This is a genomic window from Pantoea osteomyelitidis (genome assembly GCF_044342975.1).
Classification (GTDB): domain Bacteria; phylum Pseudomonadota; class Gammaproteobacteria; order Enterobacterales; family Enterobacteriaceae; genus Pantoea; species Pantoea osteomyelitidis.
In genome coordinates this window covers 727,326-748,085 of the sequence record NZ_JBGFSN010000004.1, presented here as the reverse complement: position 1 = coordinate 748,085, position 20,760 = coordinate 727,326, and the positions used below count along the sequence as shown (strand labels likewise).

Annotated in this window: 21 protein-coding genes and 2 pseudogenes; 4 read left to right on the top strand and 19 right to left on the bottom strand. The window is 47.0% G+C overall.

The window, feature by feature from the left end:
• Positions 1–573 precede the first annotated feature (573 nt).
• Positions 574–990, bottom strand: coding sequence for a GNAT family N-acetyltransferase (locus ABU178_RS08595; protein WP_397213839.1), 417 nt, complete (start codon positions 988–990; stop codon positions 574–576).
• 148 nt (positions 991–1,138) lie between these two features.
• Positions 1,139–1,414 (bottom strand): putative quinol monooxygenase, encoded by a 276-nt coding sequence (locus tag ABU178_RS08590; protein ID WP_397213837.1) that lies wholly within the window; start codon positions 1,412–1,414, stop codon positions 1,139–1,141.
• Positions 1,415–1,780: 366 nt separating this feature from the next.
• Here ABU178_RS08590 and ABU178_RS08585 point away from each other — a divergent pair, with 366 nt between their 5' ends.
• From ABU178_RS08585 to ABU178_RS08575, 3 genes are read left to right on the top strand one after another with little or no spacing between them, the layout of a single operon-like run.
• Positions 1,781–2,590, top strand: a complete 810-nt coding sequence (locus ABU178_RS08585; protein WP_397213835.1) for a pentapeptide repeat-containing protein — start codon at positions 1,781–1,783, stop codon at positions 2,588–2,590.
• A 2-nt stretch (positions 2,591–2,592) separates the two neighbouring features.
• Positions 2,593–3,225, top strand: a complete 633-nt coding sequence (locus tag ABU178_RS08580) for a nucleotidyltransferase (protein ID WP_397213833.1) — start codon at positions 2,593–2,595, stop codon at positions 3,223–3,225.
• On the top strand, positions 3,218–3,535 hold the full coding sequence (locus tag ABU178_RS08575; RefSeq protein ID WP_397213831.1) for a hypothetical protein: 318 nt from the start codon (positions 3,218–3,220) through the stop codon (positions 3,533–3,535). Before ABU178_RS08580 ends, ABU178_RS08575 begins: the two co-directional genes overlap by 8 nt.
• Before the next feature lie 126 nt (positions 3,536–3,661).
• On the opposite strand, the gene umuC is transcribed toward ABU178_RS08575, so the two are convergent.
• From umuC to ABU178_RS08560, 3 genes are all read right to left on the bottom strand, one after another.
• Positions 3,662–4,924: a translesion error-prone DNA polymerase V subunit UmuC gene (gene umuC / locus ABU178_RS08570; RefSeq protein ID WP_397213829.1), complete on the bottom strand. Its 1,263-nt coding sequence runs from the start codon at positions 4,922–4,924 to the stop codon at positions 3,662–3,664.
• A 2-nt stretch (positions 4,925–4,926) separates the two neighbouring features.
• Positions 4,927–5,346, bottom strand: coding sequence for a translesion error-prone DNA polymerase V autoproteolytic subunit (locus ABU178_RS08565; RefSeq protein WP_397213827.1), 420 nt, complete (start codon positions 5,344–5,346; stop codon positions 4,927–4,929).
• Between the two features lie 260 nt (positions 5,347–5,606).
• Positions 5,607–5,981 carry a hypothetical protein gene (locus ABU178_RS08560; RefSeq protein ID WP_397213824.1) on the bottom strand — a complete coding sequence of 125 codons (375 nt, stop codon included), beginning with the start codon at positions 5,979–5,981 and terminating at the stop codon, positions 5,607–5,609.
• Between the two features lie 114 nt (positions 5,982–6,095).
• Between ABU178_RS08560 and ABU178_RS08555 the strand changes: the two genes are divergently transcribed.
• Positions 6,096–6,416 (top strand): hypothetical protein, encoded by a 321-nt coding sequence (locus tag ABU178_RS08555; protein WP_397213822.1) that lies wholly within the window; start codon positions 6,096–6,098, stop codon positions 6,414–6,416.
• Here ABU178_RS08555 and ABU178_RS08550 read toward each other — a convergent pair.
• The 14 genes and pseudogenes from ABU178_RS08550 to ABU178_RS08485 form a co-directional block, all read right to left on the bottom strand.
• Entirely contained in the window at positions 6,406–7,212 is an 807-nt protein-coding gene (locus tag ABU178_RS08550) for a DUF4225 domain-containing protein (protein WP_397213820.1), read from the bottom strand. The genes ABU178_RS08555 and ABU178_RS08550 overlap by 11 nt on opposite strands.
• Before the next feature lie 483 nt (positions 7,213–7,695).
• A complete protein-coding gene (locus tag ABU178_RS08545) occupies positions 7,696–7,989 on the bottom strand; it encodes a hypothetical protein (protein ID WP_397213818.1) in 294 nt (97 codons plus the stop codon).
• A gap of 10 nt (positions 7,990–7,999) precedes the next feature.
• Complete coding sequence (locus tag ABU178_RS08540; protein WP_397213816.1) at positions 8,000–10,393, bottom strand: hypothetical protein; 2,394 nt, start codon at positions 10,391–10,393, stop codon at positions 8,000–8,002.
• Positions 10,394–10,436: 43 nt separating this feature from the next.
• The gene (locus ABU178_RS08535) at positions 10,437–13,148 is read right to left on the bottom strand and encodes a host specificity factor TipJ family phage tail protein (protein ID WP_449590168.1); all 2,712 of its coding nucleotides are present in this window, start codon (positions 13,146–13,148) and stop codon (positions 10,437–10,439) included.
• Positions 13,145–13,525 (bottom strand): nitrite transporter, encoded by a 381-nt coding sequence (locus ABU178_RS08530; protein WP_397213814.1) that lies wholly within the window; start codon positions 13,523–13,525, stop codon positions 13,145–13,147. The genes ABU178_RS08535 and ABU178_RS08530 overlap by 4 nt, the downstream gene beginning before the upstream one ends.
• Positions 13,526–13,533: 8 nt before the next feature.
• On the bottom strand, positions 13,534–14,016 hold the full coding sequence (locus ABU178_RS08525; protein ID WP_397213812.1) for a DUF1833 family protein: 483 nt from the start codon (positions 14,014–14,016) through the stop codon (positions 13,534–13,536).
• Complete coding sequence (locus ABU178_RS08520; RefSeq protein ID WP_397213810.1) at positions 14,013–14,477, bottom strand: hypothetical protein; 465 nt, start codon at positions 14,475–14,477, stop codon at positions 14,013–14,015. The genes ABU178_RS08525 and ABU178_RS08520 overlap by 4 nt, the downstream gene beginning before the upstream one ends.
• A gap of 1,127 nt (positions 14,478–15,604) precedes the next feature.
• Positions 15,605–17,698: pseudogene (locus tag ABU178_RS20370) on the bottom strand (phage tail length tape measure family protein); the annotation flags it as partial.
• Positions 17,699–17,727: 29 nt separating this feature from the next.
• Positions 17,728–17,997 carry a hypothetical protein gene (locus tag ABU178_RS08510; protein ID WP_397213806.1) on the bottom strand — a complete coding sequence of 90 codons (270 nt, stop codon included), beginning with the start codon at positions 17,995–17,997 and terminating at the stop codon, positions 17,728–17,730.
• Positions 17,998–18,086: 89 nt separating this feature from the next.
• A pseudogene (locus ABU178_RS08505) lies at positions 18,087–18,512 on the bottom strand (hypothetical protein); the annotation flags it as partial.
• Positions 18,513–18,622: 110 nt separating this feature from the next.
• On the bottom strand, positions 18,623–19,582 hold the full coding sequence (locus tag ABU178_RS08500) for a phage tail tube protein (RefSeq protein WP_397213804.1): 960 nt from the start codon (positions 19,580–19,582) through the stop codon (positions 18,623–18,625).
• Between the two features lie 25 nt (positions 19,583–19,607).
• Positions 19,608–20,000 carry a phage tail terminator-like protein gene (locus ABU178_RS08495; RefSeq protein WP_397213802.1) on the bottom strand — a complete coding sequence of 131 codons (393 nt, stop codon included), beginning with the start codon at positions 19,998–20,000 and terminating at the stop codon, positions 19,608–19,610.
• Positions 19,997–20,377, bottom strand: a complete 381-nt coding sequence (locus tag ABU178_RS08490; RefSeq protein ID WP_397213800.1) for an HK97 gp10 family phage protein — start codon at positions 20,375–20,377, stop codon at positions 19,997–19,999. Before ABU178_RS08490 ends, ABU178_RS08495 begins: the two co-directional genes overlap by 4 nt.
• Entirely contained in the window at positions 20,377–20,760 is a 384-nt protein-coding gene (locus ABU178_RS08485) for a glutamate 5-kinase (protein ID WP_397215751.1), read from the bottom strand. Before ABU178_RS08485 ends, ABU178_RS08490 begins: the two co-directional genes overlap by 1 nt.

Here is a 20,760-nt window from a genome sequence, read left to right as displayed (position 1 = left end):
TGTTATAAGAAAGTAATTGTTTAAGATTCAAGATACAAAACAAAACCCAAGCTGAATCCCCCACGGGTTTAACAAACACCCTAGAGTAGTTTGAAATGGCTTAAAAAAGAAGTTCATAAACGGTAAGCTTTATCCCGAAGAGTTTATAAATTGAAGCAATCAAACAAGCTGTTGATCGTGTACCCTGCTCTCTGTTGATTAGTGCAACTTCGACAGTGATGAATTTCGAACTTCTGCTTTTCGCTCATAGCGGACCTTTTCCTTCGTGCATGTCCGCTCTGTGCGAGAAGCTGAAGTAGCAAATCACACATTAACTAACATGTGATGAAATTTTGCTTAAATGGCGTATTGGCTATAGATATCTTTTCTAACCCGCTGCCATTCACTTCCGTGCATGCCTATGCAAATGCGCAAAACTTATCAGGGGCGTTTTCCAATCCTTTGGACAGGAAAAGGTGCCGGAAACGGCCATCCCGCCGCAGGATCGCGCTGATGGCCTTTCGGGGGCGGGCAAGTAGTCTTATGTTAAGTCCGGGCAACATTGGCAAATGCCCGGGAACAGGCTATCTGGTTTTATCTGAGAGGCTTTTTCATTGAAGGTGATGTATGAGCCACAAAACCATTCCGATCGTAAAACGGTATCGCTTCTTTTCGGGCATCGAGGAACACGAAGTTCATATCCCTGCTTTCTGATTCAGCGGTGGCAAAATCCAGCAGTTTTTTCCCTATCCCCGTGCTTCTTGATGCCTCATCTACGACCAAATCATCAATATGGAGGTGTGACCCTCTGGCCAGAGTATGAACGGGACGAAAGCCCATCAAGCCAAGCATTTTATCATCGCCAAATGCGCCAACAAGTTCATAACCGTTCATTGTCTGAATTCTGACGCTTTCGATAAATTTCTCTTTGGAAATATTCCGTAGCTGTGAAATCAGATTGTAAGCATGAGCCCATTCAAGCGGCAGTAATTTTCTGATTAAGATATTCATAGTGCCCTCATTTCCATATGGATTTCTGATTTTATAAGCGTATTAGCCATGATTCGCAACAGCACTGTTATGGTAAATTCAGCTATAGATGCAGGTGTTAAAAAGCCGCCATGGGCGGCTTTTTTTGAAAAGTTCGCAAGCGTTACGGCTATTCAACCTCGGAGATTTCATACTCTCGGGCAATCGCGCCGGTTTCTTTTCCCCAGACTGATGCCTTGGTTCTTTTCTGATGAGCGTCAAAAGTAGCCTGGTTTGTAAAAAGCTCATCAACTTGCCAAATCAGAGGGTCTGCCGTTTCCGTGACCTCAAATGACACGCATCCGGTTTCTTCCCTGGTCAGTTCCTTGTGTTCAGGAAGGTACTGGCGAACAAGATCCGCTTCTTCTGCGCTTTTACACACCAAACGGCCAGTCAGCTTAATCATCATCATCCCTTTATTTTAATGAAGTTTTATCGGTTTTCCCAACGATGAACCTACACCAAACAGTCGGGAAAAAGAAACCGGTAAGCATCAGAAAAGCCACGCAGCCATTTCCTGGTCGTTACTTCTGGGTTGAGATAAGGCGGCGTCCGTCCGGTGCGTGACCGGGATGTTATGTTTAATGTGACTGAAATACTCAGTCATCATGAGTGAAACGTCTCCCGTTCGCTCAAAGCGGACCTTGCCCTGCGCGCATGTCTGCTCTGTGCCAAAAGCGGAAGGTGCTATAGCAGGTCAGCATGGCTTCAAATCAGCCAAAGAAGCCATTATAATTCATAAAGTTTAGTTTATTATCTTATAGAGAAAAAAATGATAAAAGATAGCGGAAGAGAAAAGCTGTCAGACAAAAGATTTGACTCTTTAGTAGCCAAGGATAAGTTTGTTAATAAATTATTTGAACGATTAGTTGCATTAAATATTGAATTCAAAAATGTGAACTTCAGCTACTGTATTTTCGATGCTGCCTACATCAGAAACTGTAGTTTTCAGGATTGTGACTTTACCGGTTGCAGATTTTTAAATTGCAACTTAATGGGTTCAAGCTTTAGTGGCTGCAAATTTGAGTACGCCACTTTTGATAAATCTCACATTGATAATGACATTCTCGAAAATGGGTGCCCTGGACTGGACAACCTTAAACTCAAATTTGCGCGTTCGTTACGCTTGAATTATCAGCAAATAGGTGATTCAAAATCAGCAAACAAAGCTATAGCAATCGAACTACAGGCTACAGGAGCGCACCTTCATAAGGCATGGAAATCCAAAGAATCTTATTATCGAAAGAAATATAAAGGATTTGACCGCTTAAAAATGTTTGGCGAATGGTTTGAGTTCAAGGCACTAGATCTTATCTGGGGAAACGGAGAGTCTGCTTTTAAATTATGCAGGGCTGTCATTATTATTCTGTGTATTATAGCTTCACATCACGTCCTTAACTATGGTGACCCAAAACTAGTTAGCTCATATTTTGACGCGCTAGCAATTTCCCCACAGATATTTCTGGGGAAATTGTTACCTCCTCAATATTCAGCATCATTTCTGACAATAGTCGTTTTAGTAAGGTTAATTATGTTTGGTTTCTTTATGTCCATAATAATTAAACGGTTCAATAGGCGATAATTATGCATATTTACGCTTTTGGTTCGATATGTCGCGGGGAGATTGATTCATTTTCAGACGTTGACATGCTAGCTATCGTCAGCGGTCGGGATGAAAGGTTTAATCCGAAAGATTACTCAATTTACTCGTATGAACGGATAAATGAACTCTGGAAAGAAGGTAATCCATTCGCTTGGCATCTGTTTTTGGAATCCATGCTTATTTATTCACCTGATAGCGTTGATTATTTACGGAACTTAGGTAAACCGAGTAATTATAATTCAGGCTTAGCTGATTGTGAAAAGTTTCTGGAGATCTTCATCAGCGCTAAAAATTCCATTCAAGCATCTGTACTTACTGAGGTTTTCGATCTATCTTCAGTGTTTCTGTCGATACGAAATTTTGCGACATGTTTTTCTTTAGATTGCGATGTAAGGCCCGACTTTTCGCGAAATTCTGCGCGTAATTTAGGCATTCACAGCATACCAGTTTGTGATTCGACCTATCAATTACTTGAAAGGGCCAGAGTGCTATGTACCAGAGGTACTGGTGAAATCCTGAATGCTGATGACATTAAAAAAGTCAAATCCCAATTAGACTTAATTGAGTCTTGGATGCGAGAAAAAATAAAAATAATTGGTGACAAGCATGAGTGAGTTTAATAATAGAATCAAAGCTCAAAGAGAAGCATTAAAAATAGTCAATGGTTCAGGGTTATTCCGTGAACCGTTGTTAAGTCTGACAGAGAAAGCCATAGACCGATGGTCTAATAACAATGATCTCAGTAATACAGATCACGCTATTCTCTTGCTGAAAGCGATGTCAGGTACCTTATTTTTTCTTGCAAACAAGAGCCAAGAGCAGGTTACTGAAGACTATAAGATTCTTTCTAAAAAAGTGAATGACCAGTTATCGAGATTGGACATTGAATTGAAAAGCAGAGTCGTTTCCAAGACAATTCGTTGAGAACTGAATAGCCATTCCTTCTGCAATCAGTTTTGGGGAGGTTGAAAGTGTCAACCTCCGCTTCTCGCTCATAGCAGACCTAACAGCCCTTGAGCCTGACCTGCTACGTACCCATAGCTGAAAGTATTATTTGGCTATTGGTATATCTTTTACCTTAGTTGTATAAGCTGGCGACAACATCTCCCGCTTCATCGTCCATGCTTTCTGTATCCCCTGCCCTGCAAACCATAGCTTAGCTTTCCCGCTCTGGTTGATCCCATCAACAACCCGCATCAGCGCTTCGCTGTTGGCCTGTGGCTGGTTTTCAGCGAACAGATCGAGCTGCGCCACTCCTTGGCTGTAAAAATCGCCCAGCATCACGCCTGCTTTCATATAGCGATGTCCTTCAATCCATATCCTGTCCAGCGCATCCATCGCCACCCTGATAATATCCCGCGTGTCGCAGGATGGCGTCTGAAGCTTTCCCGTTGACTGGTTCCCGTAAAAGGTTTCTCCGGCTGCATGCGGGCTGGTGCGTACGAATACCGATATCTGGCGGCAGTACTGTTTTTCCTCTCTCAGCTTTTCCGCTGCCCTTTCGGCATATGCGCAGACCGCCTGCCGCATCGCCTCATAATCCGTGATACGGCCAGCGAAAGAACGGGAACAGACAATTTGTTGTTTGGCCGGAGCGAATTCTTCCAGCGCAAGGCAGGGTTCGCCGCGCAGCTCCCGCACTGTTCGCTCCAGCACCACGTTAAAATGCTTACGCATAATCCATGTACTCTGCTCCGCAAGGTCGAGAGCAGTCTTGATGCCCATAGCGTTCAGCTTCTTACTGATGCGCCGCCCTACCCCCCAGACATCCTCCACCGGCACCAGGCGCATCAGCTTCCGCTGCCGCTCAACATTCGATAAATCAACCACGCCCCCGGTTTTGGTCCATTTCTTCGCGGCGTGGTTTGCCAGTTTGGCCAGCGTCTTTGTCTGGGCGATACCAACCCCGACCGTAAGGTGTGTATCTTTCAGCACACGCTCCCGGACATCCCTGCCGAACTGCTCCAGCGACATGCAGTTCCTGACACCGGTCAGGTTCATGAACGCTTCATCGATGGAATAGATTTCCACGGCGGGCGACATTTCTTCCAGCGTGGTCATCACCCGGAGCGACATATCCGCATACAGGGCATAGTTCGAGCTGAACACCTGCACGTTGTGCCGGCGCAGCTCATTTCGCATTTTGAAAAACGGATCGCCCATTTTGATGCCGATCCGCTTTGCTTCCGCGCTCCGGGCAATTACACAGCCGTCATTGTTGGAAAGCACCACAACCGGCCTGCCTTTCAGGTCAGGCCGGAAAACAGTTTCGCAGGAGGCATAGAAACTGTTTACATCAACCAGGGCGAACATAGTTAATTCGCCGCTTTGATGATGTAGTTAACCACCCCGAAGATTTCCAGATCATCCTCACTGCGGATGATGATGGGTTGATATGCCGGATTCATGGGAATGAGCTGAACGGAAGGACGCAGTTGCAGGCGTTTAACGGTGAATTCCCCGTGTACGGCTGCAATCACAATATGTCCGTGCTCTGCGGTCATCGAGCTGTCAACAACCAGCATATCGCCGTCGCTGATACCCGCTTCGATCATGGAATCACCGCTAACCCGGACAAAGTAAGTCGCGCTGGGACGCTGAACGAGGAGATCATTGAGATCGATTCTCTGCTCAATGTAATCCTGAGCAGGAGAAGGAAAACCGCATGGCACAAGCTCTATAAACAACGGCAGTTGCATGACGGCACGGAGTTCTGCTGGTCTGATGAATTCCATAACAAACGACCTGATAATATTACTGTATATATTTACAGTAATATCAAAAGCCAATGATGATCAAGCGAAGCGGTGATGAGAAATTGTAAAACTATTGATAAACATGAGAATTTAATTTCACGCGGCGAAGTTAAGGCAAACGCATTGAGGGGAAGTTTTGCGGGGGTGTTTTTTAATGAATACTTTTCGAACAATATGCACAAAAAATATCACTCAGGAATCGAAATTGTAATGACCCGGCGCTGCCGTCGGGTTCAGACTTACCCGCGTAGCAGGCTGAGAGCAAAATCCTCTGCAAGATCCGGTTCATCGTCAGAAAGCAACCGGATCATTTCGGCTATTGACTCGTTGCTAAGTTGCCTGCCTTCGGCCAGAACCTGATAAGCCGCTGAGCCAATCAGACTACACATTGCCTGGTATGCCTGTTCTGAGAAATCTCCGCTCATAACACCTCCTTTGTTTAGAGACTTAACGATACATTCACGACGGACGTATTTCATATAGAAACCGTTTTTTATGCGAGACGTCTCATAAATTTTTAAGAAACAGCATTCATCTTCTTTTCTATTCTTATTATTAAAAATTAAATAATGTTTAAAGAAATAATTTAGAATCGGTGGACTCAAATTTGCCATAGTTATTATTACTTCGGCAGATAGTTATCAGGCTCACTTTGCATATAGTTGATAAAGGGTCAAAGTAGCTATATTATATAAATGGCAGGAAGCTAACATTAGGGAGGTATCAAGTTGAACAACCAAGAATGGAAGGATGCACTTTATGAGAATGGGTTTAGTGCAGAAGAGATAAGTATCTTACAAGATTATATTGTCAAAGATAACACCAATTATCTTTCACTACTGAAAGAGCTAAAAAAAAGACTGTTCTTTTCTTTATCTATAATATTCATGCTACTTATAGTTTTAATATACAAATTCATGGCAGGAAACCAAAGTGAAATTATCGTATTTTCTATAACAGTGCTGATTTGCTCAACACTGTTATATATACTCACGCCAGCAAAACTGGCTTACAAAGCCACCAGGATACTAAAAAAACTCAATTACTGATTTTTGTTTTTTCATATACTGACTTTATATTTTGACCATTACTGTAAGTTTCTATAAGCAATTCGGTCGCGCTCATAGTTCTTATCGCTCTTATCTTATCTGAAGGCAGGGATCTAAATAATCTCCAGGCATCTGGTTTCAATACGAGACGTCCCATGCCGTATAGTGAAAGGCCGGTATCCATTACGCTATATGAAATTTCACCGATTCCTTCACTAAAGCCAAGAAATTTAGCAACCGAAACATATCCTTTTTTAAGGTATCCGCTGGAATCTGACTCTCCTGTTATCAGGTTAGTTAATCCTTCCTCAATTCCATTAGTACCATGCAGAACCAGCATTGCCCCGAATGCAACACCAACAACAGTACCGGTACCGAGAGACGCAGCTGCGACTCCAAAGCCAGCTGCAAATTGCAACGTGCCGATAATGATAGTTATTCCATCAATGACGTATCCCCAGGCACCTTTCTCATCCTGACTAAATTTAAGGGAAAGGTACGTCTTAGGAGAAGCAGACAAAAGCATTGCGCCTTGTTTCTTAATGCTTGCACGCTCTTTCTGAAGATTATTTAAAGCTAACTTACACTCCGACTCAGTTTTTGCTTTACGAATTAAATTGAGATTGCTTTCGCATAATCTTTTTACCTCCTCTCTAAAACGCACATTGAGCATGGCGTCTCTGATATGGCGAGAAGCAATAATGTTAGCCGTCCTTAATAGTTCCTGAGCGGCAGATTGCCCTATCGCTGCATAATAACTAGAAAATCTATTATTAGAACCTGAATAAATATCCATAAAATCATTCCCATTCCTTAGTAATGAACATCGGCCATATGATGGCAGGGGATAATTTATACTGGTCATCAAGCCTGATCCAATAAAAAATAACTGGCCAGTTCTATCTTGTTTGATGCAACTCTGTGATGTCTTAAGCAATCAGCCAGTCTTTTCTTACCATCATCTGTTTACTGTATTGAAATAATCGTCTTAACCATCGATATTCTGTTGCAGCTATAAAAAAAGCCGACACCCTTAAGTGTCGGCTTATGCTTACCCTGGTATTGAGATCAATCTAAAGGAGCAAAAAGGCAGTGACGCAACATAACCAGAAAACCAGACACCCGCTGAGCAGGATTATCCAAACAGTAGAACGTCGCATTTCCCTATGCCCGTTATTCAGGAGAATATTCATACAGCGGCTATAAATTAACCTGCATGGTGCTAGTAATTCAAAATGGTTTTACAGATCAATTTCTGCTTACCGATCGTTTATATCGATCAATTCCGAGTACCAGTCGCAGCAACATGCATTTTTCGAAGGTAATCACCGAGCGCAGCCTCTGCCAGCTCAGCAGAAAACGCCACACCATTTAAGGAAAAACCTAAACTGAACAAGGCGTTGAGCAAGGTTCCGTTAACGGTCATTGTGAATGTGCATACCTGTTGATCATTAACAACTTCTGTCAGCTCAGCGAAATCAAATATGACGTCGCGGTATCCCCACTCGTCAGCATCCCCGATATCCCCATACTCTTCATCTGACATGAGGTTCAGTTTTGCGGTAATTGTCATGCTTAGCTCCTCAAACTGGTTTCCAGGATGCACCGGGATCGGATACGGGGTACCAGTTACTGCCGTCAGAAAAAAGGGGCTGCATTGTAGGTTTCAGTCTGGTGTTCGTACACAGTACGAGACCGTAAACATGCGTGGCCGGAGATGGCAAATCCGCATAGGCATAGCGCGGGATAAGAATGGAACCTGTATTTTTGTAATAGGGAATGAATCTTTTTTCTCCGTTGATATAAGCCTGGATATAGGTTGCCGCCGCGGTCCCCCGCAGGCTGCTCGAAAAGTACAGCAGGTCACCGCTGTCCAGATCCATACCAAAGCCATTGCCATCGAAAGAACCTTTATTGATTGCCCACCGACAAGGGACGACAACTGCGTTCGCGACAGTATTGATATCTGTTATCTGGGTATTGGATTCGACAAAGAAAAACGGGTTACCTGTGTCGGAACGGGGAATGCCATTGGTTTCAATAAACACACCAACGTAACGTGCATACTGAGCCACTTTCACGTAGAGATAGATTGTCTGCCAGTTGTGAACGATCCTGACTTCGTTTACAGGGCAAGTGCCCTCACCGTGCCAGTGCGCTTCTACAGACTGTGTGAGTTCAGTGTTAGGCTGTTTCATCTCAATGAAAATCTTTGCCTCACCCGCACCAAAATTCGCTCCTCCCGGACGATCCATTGAAGAGGATGCACTGTCCCAGCCTTTCGCCCCAGCCAACCTGACAATCGCTGTGCGTCCCAGACCCGGCAACATCATTTTCCCGACATAAAACCACGTTTCGGCATTATTGCCGTTCTGAAGAATTGTCGTCGGGTAAGTGAACTGCGAGCCGAAACCAGACTTGAATCTGGAGCCGTTGGAATTGATCCGAACGGAACCCTGGTCAAAAGAATTTGATACCCAGTTAGGAAGCCTGGCGCCGTTATCCATATCCGGGTTATACCCTGACAGGGCGTCACTGAGCGTTGCCCCCTGCTCAAACCGGCAGTCGATATACACAATTTTTGCGTACTTGATTTTTGACGGGTATTTCGAGCCTTCCTGAATGACTGTATCAAAAAGCCAGCCGCCCTGTGAGACGTCAAAGGCATATTCATTACTGGAAAACCAGACGTTAACCATGCGTGACTGCGTTGCCCTGATGGCAGAAATGGCTTCAACAGTGGTACATGAAGTGAAGTTTGAGTTAGTGATTTCTATAGCGGTAGAGTGGTTCCAACCCCCAGCCACAGTATTTGACCAGAGCGATCTCAGGAACCCACCTGACAGGCGGTAGCAGTAAACCTGGTCAAATTTGGTATCGATGGTGTCCATTACATCAAAGACCAGCCCGCCATTGCCTTCGCAACGCACCGCTTTCACCCGAATATACTGGCCAGCCGGACAAACATTTTTATAAAACGGCGTAACTGTACCGGCACCCATCAGGTGCAGACCTGAGATTTCCATTCGACGTGCATTTACCTGAAAAACAGGCGTATGTGACAAAGCATCCAGAAAATAAACCCGTGTCAGCGGGCTTGCACCGTTTTCGACCATTGGCCCTCTCAGGCGAAATATTGGCTGCTCTGCTTTTATTGAGTCATCAAAACTGGATGAGAGCGCAATTTTCCCTGCGGGAATGACAATTCCAACCGTATTGGAGGGCATGAAGTTACGCATGCCGACATGCATTCGCTTTACTGCTGGCATGTCATCCGTGATGCCGTCCATCACCGCGCCATAATGAACGACAGTCAGCATCTCAGGACTACAGTCACGCTTCCAGCGTCTGCCGCCGGTAGTTACGATCCAGTAGCCTCCATCGTCTTCTGAGGCGGTATCGCTGGCAACAGCAACAAAGACGCCGCCGCCCATACCACTGCCAACCTTGTATTCTTTAACGAAAATTTTTTGGCCGTTTGCTTCTGGCTCGACAGTTCTCAGGGTTGTTATATCTGGACACTGGCCAATCATTTTCAGGCCGTCGTAACGGGTAATCTCTTGCCGCAATGCAGCATCACCCACTGAGACAAAGTGCTCTGAATCAATGGCCCATGACGCTGCGTCGTTGCCGGTCGTTGTCCACGGCAGATCCGTCGCAGCAGTGACTTTATACAATTCGCCTTCATAGCGAATTAGCTGGTTGTATTCCAGGATGGTTAACGGGCCATCAGTGTAATCACCGATAACTTCATAGCCAGAGTTCTGAATGAAAGTATCAAATCGGTTGGCCTGGTCCTGCAGCTGTACGGTGAATTCTTTTTCCATTCCCGCCCAGGTTTGACGTCTCACGTTAAACCTGTCTGCCCATTCGACCGCATCAAGATCATTCACAAAATGGTCAAGATTTTCAGCATTGTCATAAAGATCTTTTGCAGCAGAAGAACCCAGCGGATTTCCGGTTCTGTATGTTGTCATCTGTGCCTCATAAACAGAAAACCCGCCGAAGCGGATTAATAATTCAGGTTTTATCGCCGGGATAGTGAGCGTCGTCGTACTGATATTTGAGAGGGGTATACTGTACTGTTAAAACTTCACAAGTACCGTCAGGCGAAGGCGAGATATCGCTGATTAGCGCATCATATCCGGTATGTTCAGAGCTGCAGAATATCAGTCGGGGCGGTTCAATATTGGGATCATCCATAATCCATTCGTTGAAATACAGCTCACTGGTGAGCGGTATGGTCAGTGTAAACTCATCGACTCTGGCGGGTATAAGCAAGGGGGTCGCTCGTCCATCCTGAAGCCTCAGAAGGCAACGGGGGTTATTGAAACTCCAGTTTAGAGGTTCTGTCACTGTGAGCCGGATAACTGAGTCAGTTTGTTTCGCCTCAGTGACCAGACAGCTTATGGTATCGCTGCCGGGAATATCATCAGTCAGTACGATACGATCCATAAACTGGTAACAGAGCGCGTCCAGTTCTGTGGTCATTGAATGTGACAGCTTCTGGTGCTTATATCCCATCAGGCGACGCATACCGATACGATAAGCCCTGTCGGTATCCACTACCCCGTCCAGCTTATAACTTTCTACTTTCTCCGGTGTGGGGTTATCGCTGGTGCGGCAATGCACTGTTTCCTCAGCCCATGTTGTGCCGTTGATATAACAGACATCCACGCCGTCGAAATCGTCCTTAGAGGGCATTGAGAATGCTGTCTGAAGCGGCTCCGTGGTTTCCTGCGGACTGATAACTCCGGTCCAGGCTTTGATACCTTCCCTGCCAGCCGAAGCCAGCCCGTCTGACAGCAAAAAATAACCCATACCGGCATTGGTTATTTTTCTGAGCATTTCGAGCACGGTGGTACTTTCTTGCCCCGTACAGTAATCGAAGTATTCCGCTCTGGGCGTCCAGAACGACGCCTCAAGGGATTCAATCGTTGGGGTATCGATCGGTAAGCCTAACCCATCCAGAACATGATAAAGCGCGCCAGAAATCGTTCGCGCAGTACCTCGCCTGTAATTTCGGGTAACCACAACATTAATTCGCCTGTCAGATTGCGCGGCCAGCTTCCCGCCTGTCACTACGCTGACAGCCATCGTGGTTACTCCGGCATAAGAAGACGGCCGCGCCGGCAATCGCGAGCGAAGCGCCTGCCAGTATGCGCTGTCACGACTGTTGTCTTTACCCTGCTCGTTTGTACGCCTGCATCTGACTTCAACCAGCCCCGGTTTGCGTAACGCGATCCTTTCCGTGTAACCGAGTCCGTTGATAGATTTATTGGTGTAGTTGATAGCTTTTGTTGTCCAGCCTTCACCGGAACCGTAGATGCGATACTGTAGCTCGATATTGACCGTCCTGTTTTTCTTTTTCCCTTTTTTGTCAAAACCGCAAATGCCCGAGGGAAAAGAAAAATTAACCTCAAAGCAGTCGGTTTTTTCATTTTCCGGGCAAGCCAGAAACGGACCGAGCCAACTATTGCTGTCGTTTATCCCTGTAGCCTGAAAATCAAGCGCCGTGCGGCTGTTGAAGCCTGGCCAGATGTTATCAACCGCCCCGTTATATATGCGTGCAAGGATTAGACTTGTGCCATCTATATTGAGAATTTTGTATTGATTACCAAGATGGTTAATCGCGAGTTGCTGTATCCCGTTAGGGATACCTGAAAAAGCCGTGCCGGTGGCACTGCCATAAGCCAGTGTTACTGATGCTGCGATACCCTCTGCAGCTGGCGTATAACCGGCAATAAAAAGCGTATAGGTGATGCTGTTATAAGTCAGCGCGACCGGCATACCCACATAAGGTGCAATTTCCGCCAAGGTATTACCCGAAATAACATCAAACTGACCGTCAGTGGTGACACTGAAACTGTCAGGCACAACCAGTTCAATCGTTGCGCCTACCGTCCAGCTCTCAGGTAATTTATTACTGACTGCGTTATCGTCTGTCGTTAATCCTGTGAATGATACCGTCGCTCCTGATACTGTCACAGCCTGCGCATTGATGTCCTCCATATCTGGCGCAGTGGTGCCCATATCAAGACCTGTGCTGCTGTTTGTTCCGCCTACTTCTGATGAGGTGTACCAGTTTTCTGTGCGCGAATCCCCGGTGACGTTCGTATCTGGTGTAAACAGCCTGTAGCTGAAATTATCCTTTAGCGAGCCAACCGGAGTTGCCCCGACACGAATATCCCCTTCAGAAAAAGAAAATGTTCCGGCGCCAAGGCAAAGAAAAAGGTGCATGACATACTTTTCCGGATCGTTTGCATCGTAGCGTCCTACGGGAGACATAATGTAATCAGGGTAAATACGGTATTTACCAAAAACCTCACGAATCGGATCACCTAACGCCACGCTGTTAGCTTTTGCAGGACTAAGTTCCAGAGATTTGCCACTTCCGATACTGCTGAACGCGTTTCCCTCCCCCTGCATAGCAAACATGGCATAAGCAGTGGTTGCGACCACTGCTGAGACAACGGCCCAAACCGCAATGACAAAAACGGAGCCATAAGGAACAGGATAAATTTTCACCTCGTCATCAGGCTTGATGCTGTATTCAGGCCATGCAGACGGTGCGATAGCATGTCCGTTTACCTCAACAACTACAGGATGATCCCGCTCCAGCCTGTAATCAGTCACGTTTTCTCTGAACCAGGCATGTAGCGTAGTGCGGTCATGCTCATGCGTTTCAAGCGGTTCGCCAGGAAGTCGGGAAGGATAAATTTTGATTGTCACAGCCAGAATTCCACTTTGACAAAACGCCTGATAAAACGGCTCAACGGTAAAAAGGTCACGTTAAGACCAGGATTGCATTCAGCCACATGCAGCATGCCACTGATGTTAACCACGACGGCAACGTGGGTTACAGTACTGCCTGAATAACAGGCTGCGCCCGCACCCTCGTGTGGTTCGCAGCGTCGCAGGCTTTTCATAAGCTCACGAGCTTCACGATCAAGCCCGCCGTCATCTTTTGTCACCCCGGTAAATTCAGGCCAGGGCGGCAGGTTAAGATCCCTTCTGATTTCGTTAATGAGGCCAAAACAGTCGAGTTCAGGATAAACGCGTCCGCCTTTCAGCCAGAGAACTGAACGGTATTTATCAGGATTAAACATGGTGAACCTTACGAGATATAACGTAGTCCGGGAAAGGCCGGGAGGGTGTAACGATAGCGAGGCCAGGCTGTATCGAGGACATTCATGTAGCCAGCGGTAATCTGCACCTCTGTCGCAGTCCAGTATCCGGATTTGATTGCCAGTGTGCAGGGAGCTGTTGCAGGCGCAGAGCGGTCAGTAGATATGAAGCTGCGATAAGTCAGTGTGGCGTTACTCAGATTTTTAAGGGCGTTTCTGATAGCTCCGGATACCCGGCCGTCAATATTGCAGATCGCAAATTTCAGATCTTGCGTGCCATCAGCATTACGCGCTGGCAAAGCGATATCAATTCCACAGGCGCTAAAAGTGACTTTTACGCCATTTTCGAGAATTGCAGGAACATCGGTCCATCCTTTGGTAAGCCAGTACGTCTGGCCATCCACGTTTATCTGAAGTGTTTCAATAATCACTTCACGACCGGCCGAGGCATAAAGCCGGTTAAGAACTGTCATTTTTTCGGCCACTCCCTGTTAACAGCTAAATCGATAATATCCGCATTAACAACAAAATCCGGGAACTCTGCCCATGCATTGCTAATGACAGGCCGATCCCAGATTTCAAGCGTTGCGGTGAATTGCCAGTAATAAGGTGGAACCAGTGTGGGTCCCTCATAGATATCAGTGAATCTGCATTTGAATGTATCCAGACCTGCAGGCGTCTGCAGCTTCATGAAAAACCACGACGCACCATCATTGAGAATATGGCGATACCACAGTTCGAAATACTGCGCAGCGCCCTGGTTCGTGAAAAGCCATTTAATCGATGCCTCGGTGGGGGTTGAAACATAAAGGCGACGCTGACGCGCCCGACCTGATGTCATCTTTGTTCTTAACAACGGACTGACGGGTTTAAAACCATAGCCATCCATCTGGGGCATAGGCAGAAAATCATGGGGGTAATAAATATCAGTCATCAGCTCGCTCTCCTTCGCGTTGCCCATCCACTGCTGAGTGCCTTCGAAACTTTTCCTCTTCCTGATGCAAGATGATCAGCAACCATCTGATATCCCTGCATCGCACCATCAATTTGCGCCTGTCTCACCAGGGCAAGAGTAGTATCTGAAGGGTTGCCATTAATCGTGATAGGCGCACCGGTGAAGTGGAAGTTCTGTTCACTGGTGACGTTATCTCCGGAAATATTCTGCGCTCCTGTACCGAAACCGGGACGGGATAGCGTTGCATCGAGGCCATTCCGCCGAAGATTTTCCAGATTTGAAACGCCTATCTTTTTTGTTGATGTGGCATCAAAGACAAATTCTTTACCATGTACGACACCTGCGACAGATTTGGTGTCGATATTGCCGGTGTATCCCCCTTTCTCAAAACCTACCCCCGCGATTGCGGAAATATTAGTGACAATGCTTGCTGTTGCTGCAGCAACTGAAGCCATTGCCGCCAGGTTGTAGGGAAACGGGTTTGCAGCGGCCATCGCAATTCCCTGCTGAATAGAAATCAGCGACTGGGCTATAGCAAAGGCTTTGTTGACAGCAAACATTGCTTTGTAGATACCAGACTGTTCTTCGAAGCCGGATTTTGTGATTGTTACCATGCTGTCCATCATGGACTGCATGGCAGACGTTTGAATCTGGCTTGCCTGGGCATTAAGAAGTGAATACTGAGTAGCGTAAGTTTTACGCGTCTCATACATCTTCTGTTCGTACTCGCTTGTTGTCAGATCCATTTGCTGGTAAGCAGCCAGCTGATTGTTTTGCCATTCATCAAGCGCCTGTTTTGCCTGCCTGATTTGCTGAAGCTGCTGATTGACTCCACTCCATGACCCCGATAATTCCCCCCCGGAAGGCATGAGACTTCCGGTTACACGAGTTACGTCAGAAGGCAGTTGAACCGGAGTATTATCAAGAACACTGGCTCTGGTAGCTGCAATATCCGTATCGCTAACTTGACCAATAGCCTTCACCCTTGCCAGTAAATCGAGACGTTCCTTCAGCAGGTTATTGCTACGTTGTTCCTTATCTTTCACCTTATCCTGTAGCTTCTGATAATCGTCCAACGTCTTCATCTGGTCACTCAGTGCCTCCTGCGCTTTGTAAGCGCTGACGATTTCATCAGAGTGTAAAAGCAAGGATTTTTGAGAAGAGGTAAGATGTGTTTTGGTTCTCATATCAGCAATTTGCTGTTCAAACCTGATACGCTGCTGTGCCGCACTACTGAGTTTCTGAGATGCCACATACTGTGCCTGTAATGCAGCTGTTTGTTGTTTAATCTGGTCCAGTAAGCGTGCCCCGGCATCTTCGGTATATACCCTGCCCTTCGGCTGTTTCGGGTCTTTATACATTTCATTAATGCGTGCAAGGTTACTGGCGTACTGCTGTTGCGTAACGGCCCCGGCTTTTAAAAAATCATTTTGCTGCTTTATAGCCTTTGCCCGCTTTTGTGCATTGGTCAGGTATTGCTGATTTACTCTGTCAGCCTCCTGCTGGGTTTTGATAGCTTTATCCTGCTGCTTCTGGTAATCCGAAATAGCAGTGTTGAGGACGTCTTGCGTTGCCGCTTCTGCTTTCAGGTTTTGCAATTCCTCTTTAAGCTGAGATAACTGCTTGTCCCTTCCCCCGACATCACCAGCGCTACCCAGCCCAAAAATCCCCGGTCTCGAATTGCTGTTAAGCTGATCTATGCTGTTCTGTAAGAAATTAATCCTGTCCTGAATGGTGCCTTCTCTGCCGATATCAAGCATCGAATCCCAGGCGCTTTTTGCCGTATCTGCTACAGCTTTCCAGGCTCGCTCAAGTAAGCCCAGACTGCCCTGAATTTCAGCCGATCGCTGGTTTATGGCTGTTGAGAAAGCCTCGCTGGCTATGCGTGCTGCATCTTCTTCGCGGCCCTGCTCCTGAAGCGCTTTTACCTGCTCATAAACAGAGAGAGTCAGGAAGTGATACTGGTCATTCAGTTTGCTGATAGACGCAACCGGATCCTCAGCAATAGCATTAAAATCTGCCACCAGCTTCTCAACGGAAATTCCTGCCGCTTCATTGAGGTTCAGAATTGCTTCAGCAGCTGCACCGAGCGATTCTTTTGCAACCTTGCCGGAGCCTACCAGCTGATTAAGGACATTAGCGGCATCGGATGTTGTGGCGCCGGTAGCCTTAGCCAGTTTCTCAGCCATATCTGCGAGTTGGCCAGTTGTGGTACCAAGTAAATTACCTGTCAGCGCCAGTGATTTAGCAAATTCGGTTTGCTGTTTCGAACCCTGATAATAAGCAACGGCAAGTGCAGCTGCCGCTGCCGCTGTGCCGCCCAGTGCAAGCCTGGCCGGAGTCAGAAAACCGAGTAATTTCTTTCCGTTTTCGACATTTTCAGCGAGGCTGTTAGCACTTCCTGACAAAGAGTCGGCAGCTTCGTCATTGGCTGACGTCATTCCCAGAAGCTCTGTTTTTATGATGCTAAGTAGTGAACCCCAACCACCAAATGAATCAGCGATTTGCCCGCCCTGCTGCATGAAAACGGTCCAGAGAGGCATTCCACCAGCAACAGAGGTAACAACATCGGTAATTTGAGCAGGTAGTTGCCGCAAAGCATTTTTATACTGACCTGACGAAATCGCACCCTTAGCTATCTGTTGGTTGGTTTTTTCAAGCTGTGAGCGCATTTCTGCCAGCTTGCCAGATAATGTGTCGTACATCTCAGGAGACAGCATTCCACTAGCTTTTGCATTTGCCAGCTTTGTCTGTTGCTGCTCTATACGACGAAAGGATTCACCGACGGGATCAAGCTGTGCGATGAGCCTTTGCAAAGATGCACGCTGCTCTTCATGCGCTTTTGCAGCATCACGCTCAGCTTTTGCCACTCCGCTTAATTCAGCAGTAGTTTCATTGAGCTTTTGGCTCAAAAAATTGAATTCCTCTTTGTCGATTAACCCTTTATCAAAATATTTTTTTAACTCAGTGTATTTTCTGCCCACATTATCGATTGCCGTCCCTACGGGATCGATTACGGTCCGAAGTTTTGCCAGCGCCTGCTTTTCCTCTTCCGTCGCTTTCGTTAATTGCTGTGTACTGGCAACCGATTCCTGTCCGGCTTGCGTCATTTTGTTAAGGGCAACAGTCAGGCTATCAGCGTTTTTTTCTGCGCCAGTGCTGTCAATAATGATCGCAAGCCTGGATTCCTGTTCACTCATAATTTTCTCCGGGCAATAAAAAACCGGCTTCAGCCGGATTTGTTACTTTGCGGGTTGTTCGCTATCTGCGCCTGCTCCTTTGCCCACTCATCGCGCCAGGCATCATCAAGCGCGAAAATAGCAGTGTCGAGTTCTTGGCGATCAATCAGTAAGGTGCGCGACGAAAGATAGCGATCGATGTCGGCAAGCGTTAAAGGCAATGGAACGGCAGACATACCTGCAAATTTTCGCGAGCGGGAAATAACACCATAAGCTTTCAGGATTTCCCCCGTGACCGCATCAATTTCAGGCTCTGGCAATGACTCCAGACCTAGCCGTTCACGCTTCCATCTGTTTTTTTCGCCCTTCTCACCGCTATTGAGGTTGAGCCATTTTTGCGCTTCGAGCGCTTTCCCACAGTTTCCTTGATTTGTTCCTCCTTGCGGTGTGCGATATCAGCAGCAGCGGCCAAAATCAGCCAGTAGAACTCAGGACGTTGTTTAAGAAATGCCATACCACTTTCAGGCGTATAAGGAATTGCTTTTTCTTTGCCATTTTCCATGATCCCAACGCCTTCCCAGTCCAGCAGCAGGAAGCGTGCAGCCGTATCAATCAGCAGGTCATCAATGGCATCTGTTTCTCCCACTTCAGCCGGATCAAACTCACTGGTGCCAACTTTATAATGCACATCGAGTTTATCGATATGGCGCCGAACGAGTGCGTTACGAGACCTGAACTGGTCGTTTTCAATAGATGCGACTTTGAGGCGAAGCCCTTTTACCGGGTTGATCCATCGTTCCCCATTTGTATCCAGTTCAGGCGTGATAATGATCATCAATATTTCCTTCATGAGGCTGTAATTACGGTTCCCGCTTTTAATGAGCGGCAGTGCTGGGTCGTTTACCTAGGGTTATTGAATAACCCCGAAAGTATTTATGAGGGGCATTAAGCTTTAGAGGCGTTGGTTTTGTTCCGGCGTTCAGGCGTGGTTACTGCTGCAGCGCGGGTAATAGTGGGTGAAACATCCGCAGCAGTGATATCAAGCTGCACCTGAATGATTTCAGTATTGCCACCATCAGGCCAGTCGCCCGAAACCTGCACTTTAGGAAAGTCGAAGATGTAAGAACCTTCTTCATTGGCTAACGTAAAACTGAACGGTACAGTCGCCCCGGTAAGCGTTTTGCTCCATACGTCCCATGCTGCTTTCGACCAGGAAAGTGTGATCGAGCCTGTCGGTGTAAATGTGGTCTGAATATTTGCCCCGGCATAGGGTGTGCCGGTACCAATACACCGCTGGGTTTGCAGATTGTTATCGAACTGAATATTGAACGAATCGATACAAAAGCCAGTTCCGCCATCGATGCCATTAAGGCTTATTTTGGTTACTTCTTTGAAGGAATAACGCAGTTCTCCCGAACCATTTACCGGCTCGCTGAAATAACTTTTATCCGCAGCGTTTGAATCCCACCCCAGCCCTGCAACGGTTATTGTGGCGGTCACGTCACCATCATTGGGGATCTCCATTTTAAAAGCCCCAATCTGACAACCCCGAACAATAGAAGCCACACCAATATCGGAGGCATAGGTCGCCATACTGAATGTGATGCGCTCGTTGCCCATAGTCAGTACGTTATTCACCCACTCCGCTCCGAAACATGACGCAAGGAACTCGTCATGCTGTCCCCAGCGAAATTTAGCGCCGACATCGCCGCTGACATCGACTGTGCCGGTGCTCTTGCCCTGAGCCATACGCGTACCGCCGATTTCGTCATTGTCGCTGGTGTTCTGTTTAGGGCCGATGCCCCAGCTGGTGCGTATAAGCAGATTCCATGAGCCGGAATCAGGTGTAGTACCTGTAGTTTTTTCCCGAATATAGGCCGTAACGACCTTTGCACCTGAACTCACAGGAGCCTCCTTGAAGTTGAACGCTTTACAGCGCGCGATAAGGGATATGCAGATTACGCTGCGCCCAACCTGAAATTTCTCCGGCTGGAACAACTGAAACAGCGAAATAATCGAGACGGCCATCCGACCGGAACTCGAATAATTCACGTATTTGATCAGCCGTTTCGGTGATGAGCCGTGTGCCGGAGCCTGCCGGAACGAAAATCTGAATGATGATAATGCCGGTGCGATGCACAACCGGTCCCTGTCCGATCTCAGTTACGCCTGCGAGTCCGGGAACATCGGTAAGACGTGCCCATACTGGGCGTCCTGCAGGGTTAAATGTCGGCCCGTTAGGGTAAGTGACCGAGTCAGCGGGAATAGCAGTCTGTGCCGTAATCCTGCTGATAACGGCATCTCTTATTTCTGTGAAGGTCATTTGTATGCCTGAACCACGCCATGAAAGGAAACCGCATAGATACCTGCCGGAGCCTGTTGAGAATGACCACCCTCAAGTGCTTCGGAGTATGGAAGATTGTTCTGGATATAAACCACCGCGTAAGGACTGGTGGCATTTATCACTGCGCAACCGCGTTGAAGGGTTTCTGTACCTGTTTTGTCTGCCTCACTCAGCTTTGAGAAATCAGCAGCCCCGACACTGACATAATTATTGGCCCGAAATCTCCCGGTATCGACAGGTGATCGCATCACGACTTCATTTAAAAGCTGAATTGAAATGATGCGTAATTTTTTCCCCACCGCTTCTTTTACAAGCCCGGCAAAGGCTGACGGGTCGATATTCCATCCCTTAGCCATTATGTTCTCCGTAACTGAATGACGTAACTTGCTGCGGCAGGATCAACTTTTACCGATATGATTGTATAAGCCTGATGCATGCCAATGATGAGATCCGGGGCTGTCACGGTGTGACCTTCCTTCGGTACAGCAGACACTTCGTTTTTTAGCGCTATGAGTCGCACGTCCCCTTTAAGGATATTGACGCCATCGATCCGGCTGAGTGCATAAGCCGCCAGGATTCCCCGGCCTCCATATGTGACTATGGTTTCATTGCCGGTTTCAGTAACCGGATCCCAGCCTGAGCGAACGACATAACAGGCACTGAAATCAACTACTGCATCGGCGAGTTCTTCATTGAAAGCCGCAGCGATTTCCGTCTGGATTTCTTCGCGTATCCCCAT

What these genes read in the sequence shown, in the direction of transcription:
- ABU178_RS08575 (WP_397213831.1), top strand. Translation starts at nt 3,218, where the DNA reads ATGAGTGAGTTTAATAATAGAATCAAAGCTCAAAGAGAAGCATTAAAA.
- ABU178_RS08560 (WP_397213824.1), bottom strand. Translation starts at nt 5,981, where the DNA reads ATGGCAAATTTGAGTCCACCGATTCTAAATTATTTCTTTAAACATTAT.
- ABU178_RS08520 (WP_397213810.1), bottom strand. Translation starts at nt 14,477, where the DNA reads ATGACTGATATTTATTACCCCCATGATTTTCTGCCTATGCCCCAGATG.
- ABU178_RS08550 (WP_397213820.1), bottom strand. Translation starts at nt 7,212, where the DNA reads ATGGATATTTATTCAGGTTCTAATAATAGATTTTCTAGTTATTATGCA.
- ABU178_RS08540 (WP_397213816.1), bottom strand. Translation starts at nt 10,393, where the DNA reads ATGACAACATACAGAACCGGAAATCCGCTGGGTTCTTCTGCTGCAAAA.
- ABU178_RS08590 (WP_397213837.1), bottom strand. Translation starts at nt 1,414, where the DNA reads ATGATTAAGCTGACTGGCCGTTTGGTGTGTAAAAGCGCAGAAGAAGCG.
- ABU178_RS08495 (WP_397213802.1), bottom strand. Translation starts at nt 20,000, where the DNA reads ATGACCTTCACAGAAATAAGAGATGCCGTTATCAGCAGGATTACGGCA.
- ABU178_RS08585 (WP_397213835.1), top strand. Translation starts at nt 1,781, where the DNA reads ATGATAAAAGATAGCGGAAGAGAAAAGCTGTCAGACAAAAGATTTGAC.
- ABU178_RS08485 (WP_397215751.1), bottom strand. Translation starts at nt 20,760, where the DNA reads ATGGGGATACGCGAAGAAATCCAGACGGAAATCGCTGCGGCTTTCAAT.
- ABU178_RS08530 (WP_397213814.1), bottom strand. Translation starts at nt 13,525, where the DNA reads ATGTTTAATCCTGATAAATACCGTTCAGTTCTCTGGCTGAAAGGCGGA.
- ABU178_RS08580 (WP_397213833.1), top strand. Translation starts at nt 2,593, where the DNA reads ATGCATATTTACGCTTTTGGTTCGATATGTCGCGGGGAGATTGATTCA.
- ABU178_RS08525 (WP_397213812.1), bottom strand. Translation starts at nt 14,016, where the DNA reads ATGACAGTTCTTAACCGGCTTTATGCCTCGGCCGGTCGTGAAGTGATT.
- umuC (WP_397213829.1), bottom strand. Translation starts at nt 4,924, where the DNA reads ATGTTCGCCCTGGTTGATGTAAACAGTTTCTATGCCTCCTGCGAAACT.
- ABU178_RS08595 (WP_397213839.1), bottom strand. Translation starts at nt 990, where the DNA reads ATGAATATCTTAATCAGAAAATTACTGCCGCTTGAATGGGCTCATGCT.
- ABU178_RS08490 (WP_397213800.1), bottom strand. Translation starts at nt 20,377, where the DNA reads ATGGCTAAGGGATGGAATATCGACCCGTCAGCCTTTGCCGGGCTTGTA.
- ABU178_RS08565 (WP_397213827.1), bottom strand. Translation starts at nt 5,346, where the DNA reads ATGGAATTCATCAGACCAGCAGAACTCCGTGCCGTCATGCAACTGCCG.
- ABU178_RS08545 (WP_397213818.1), bottom strand. Translation starts at nt 7,989, where the DNA reads ATGACAATTACCGCAAAACTGAACCTCATGTCAGATGAAGAGTATGGG.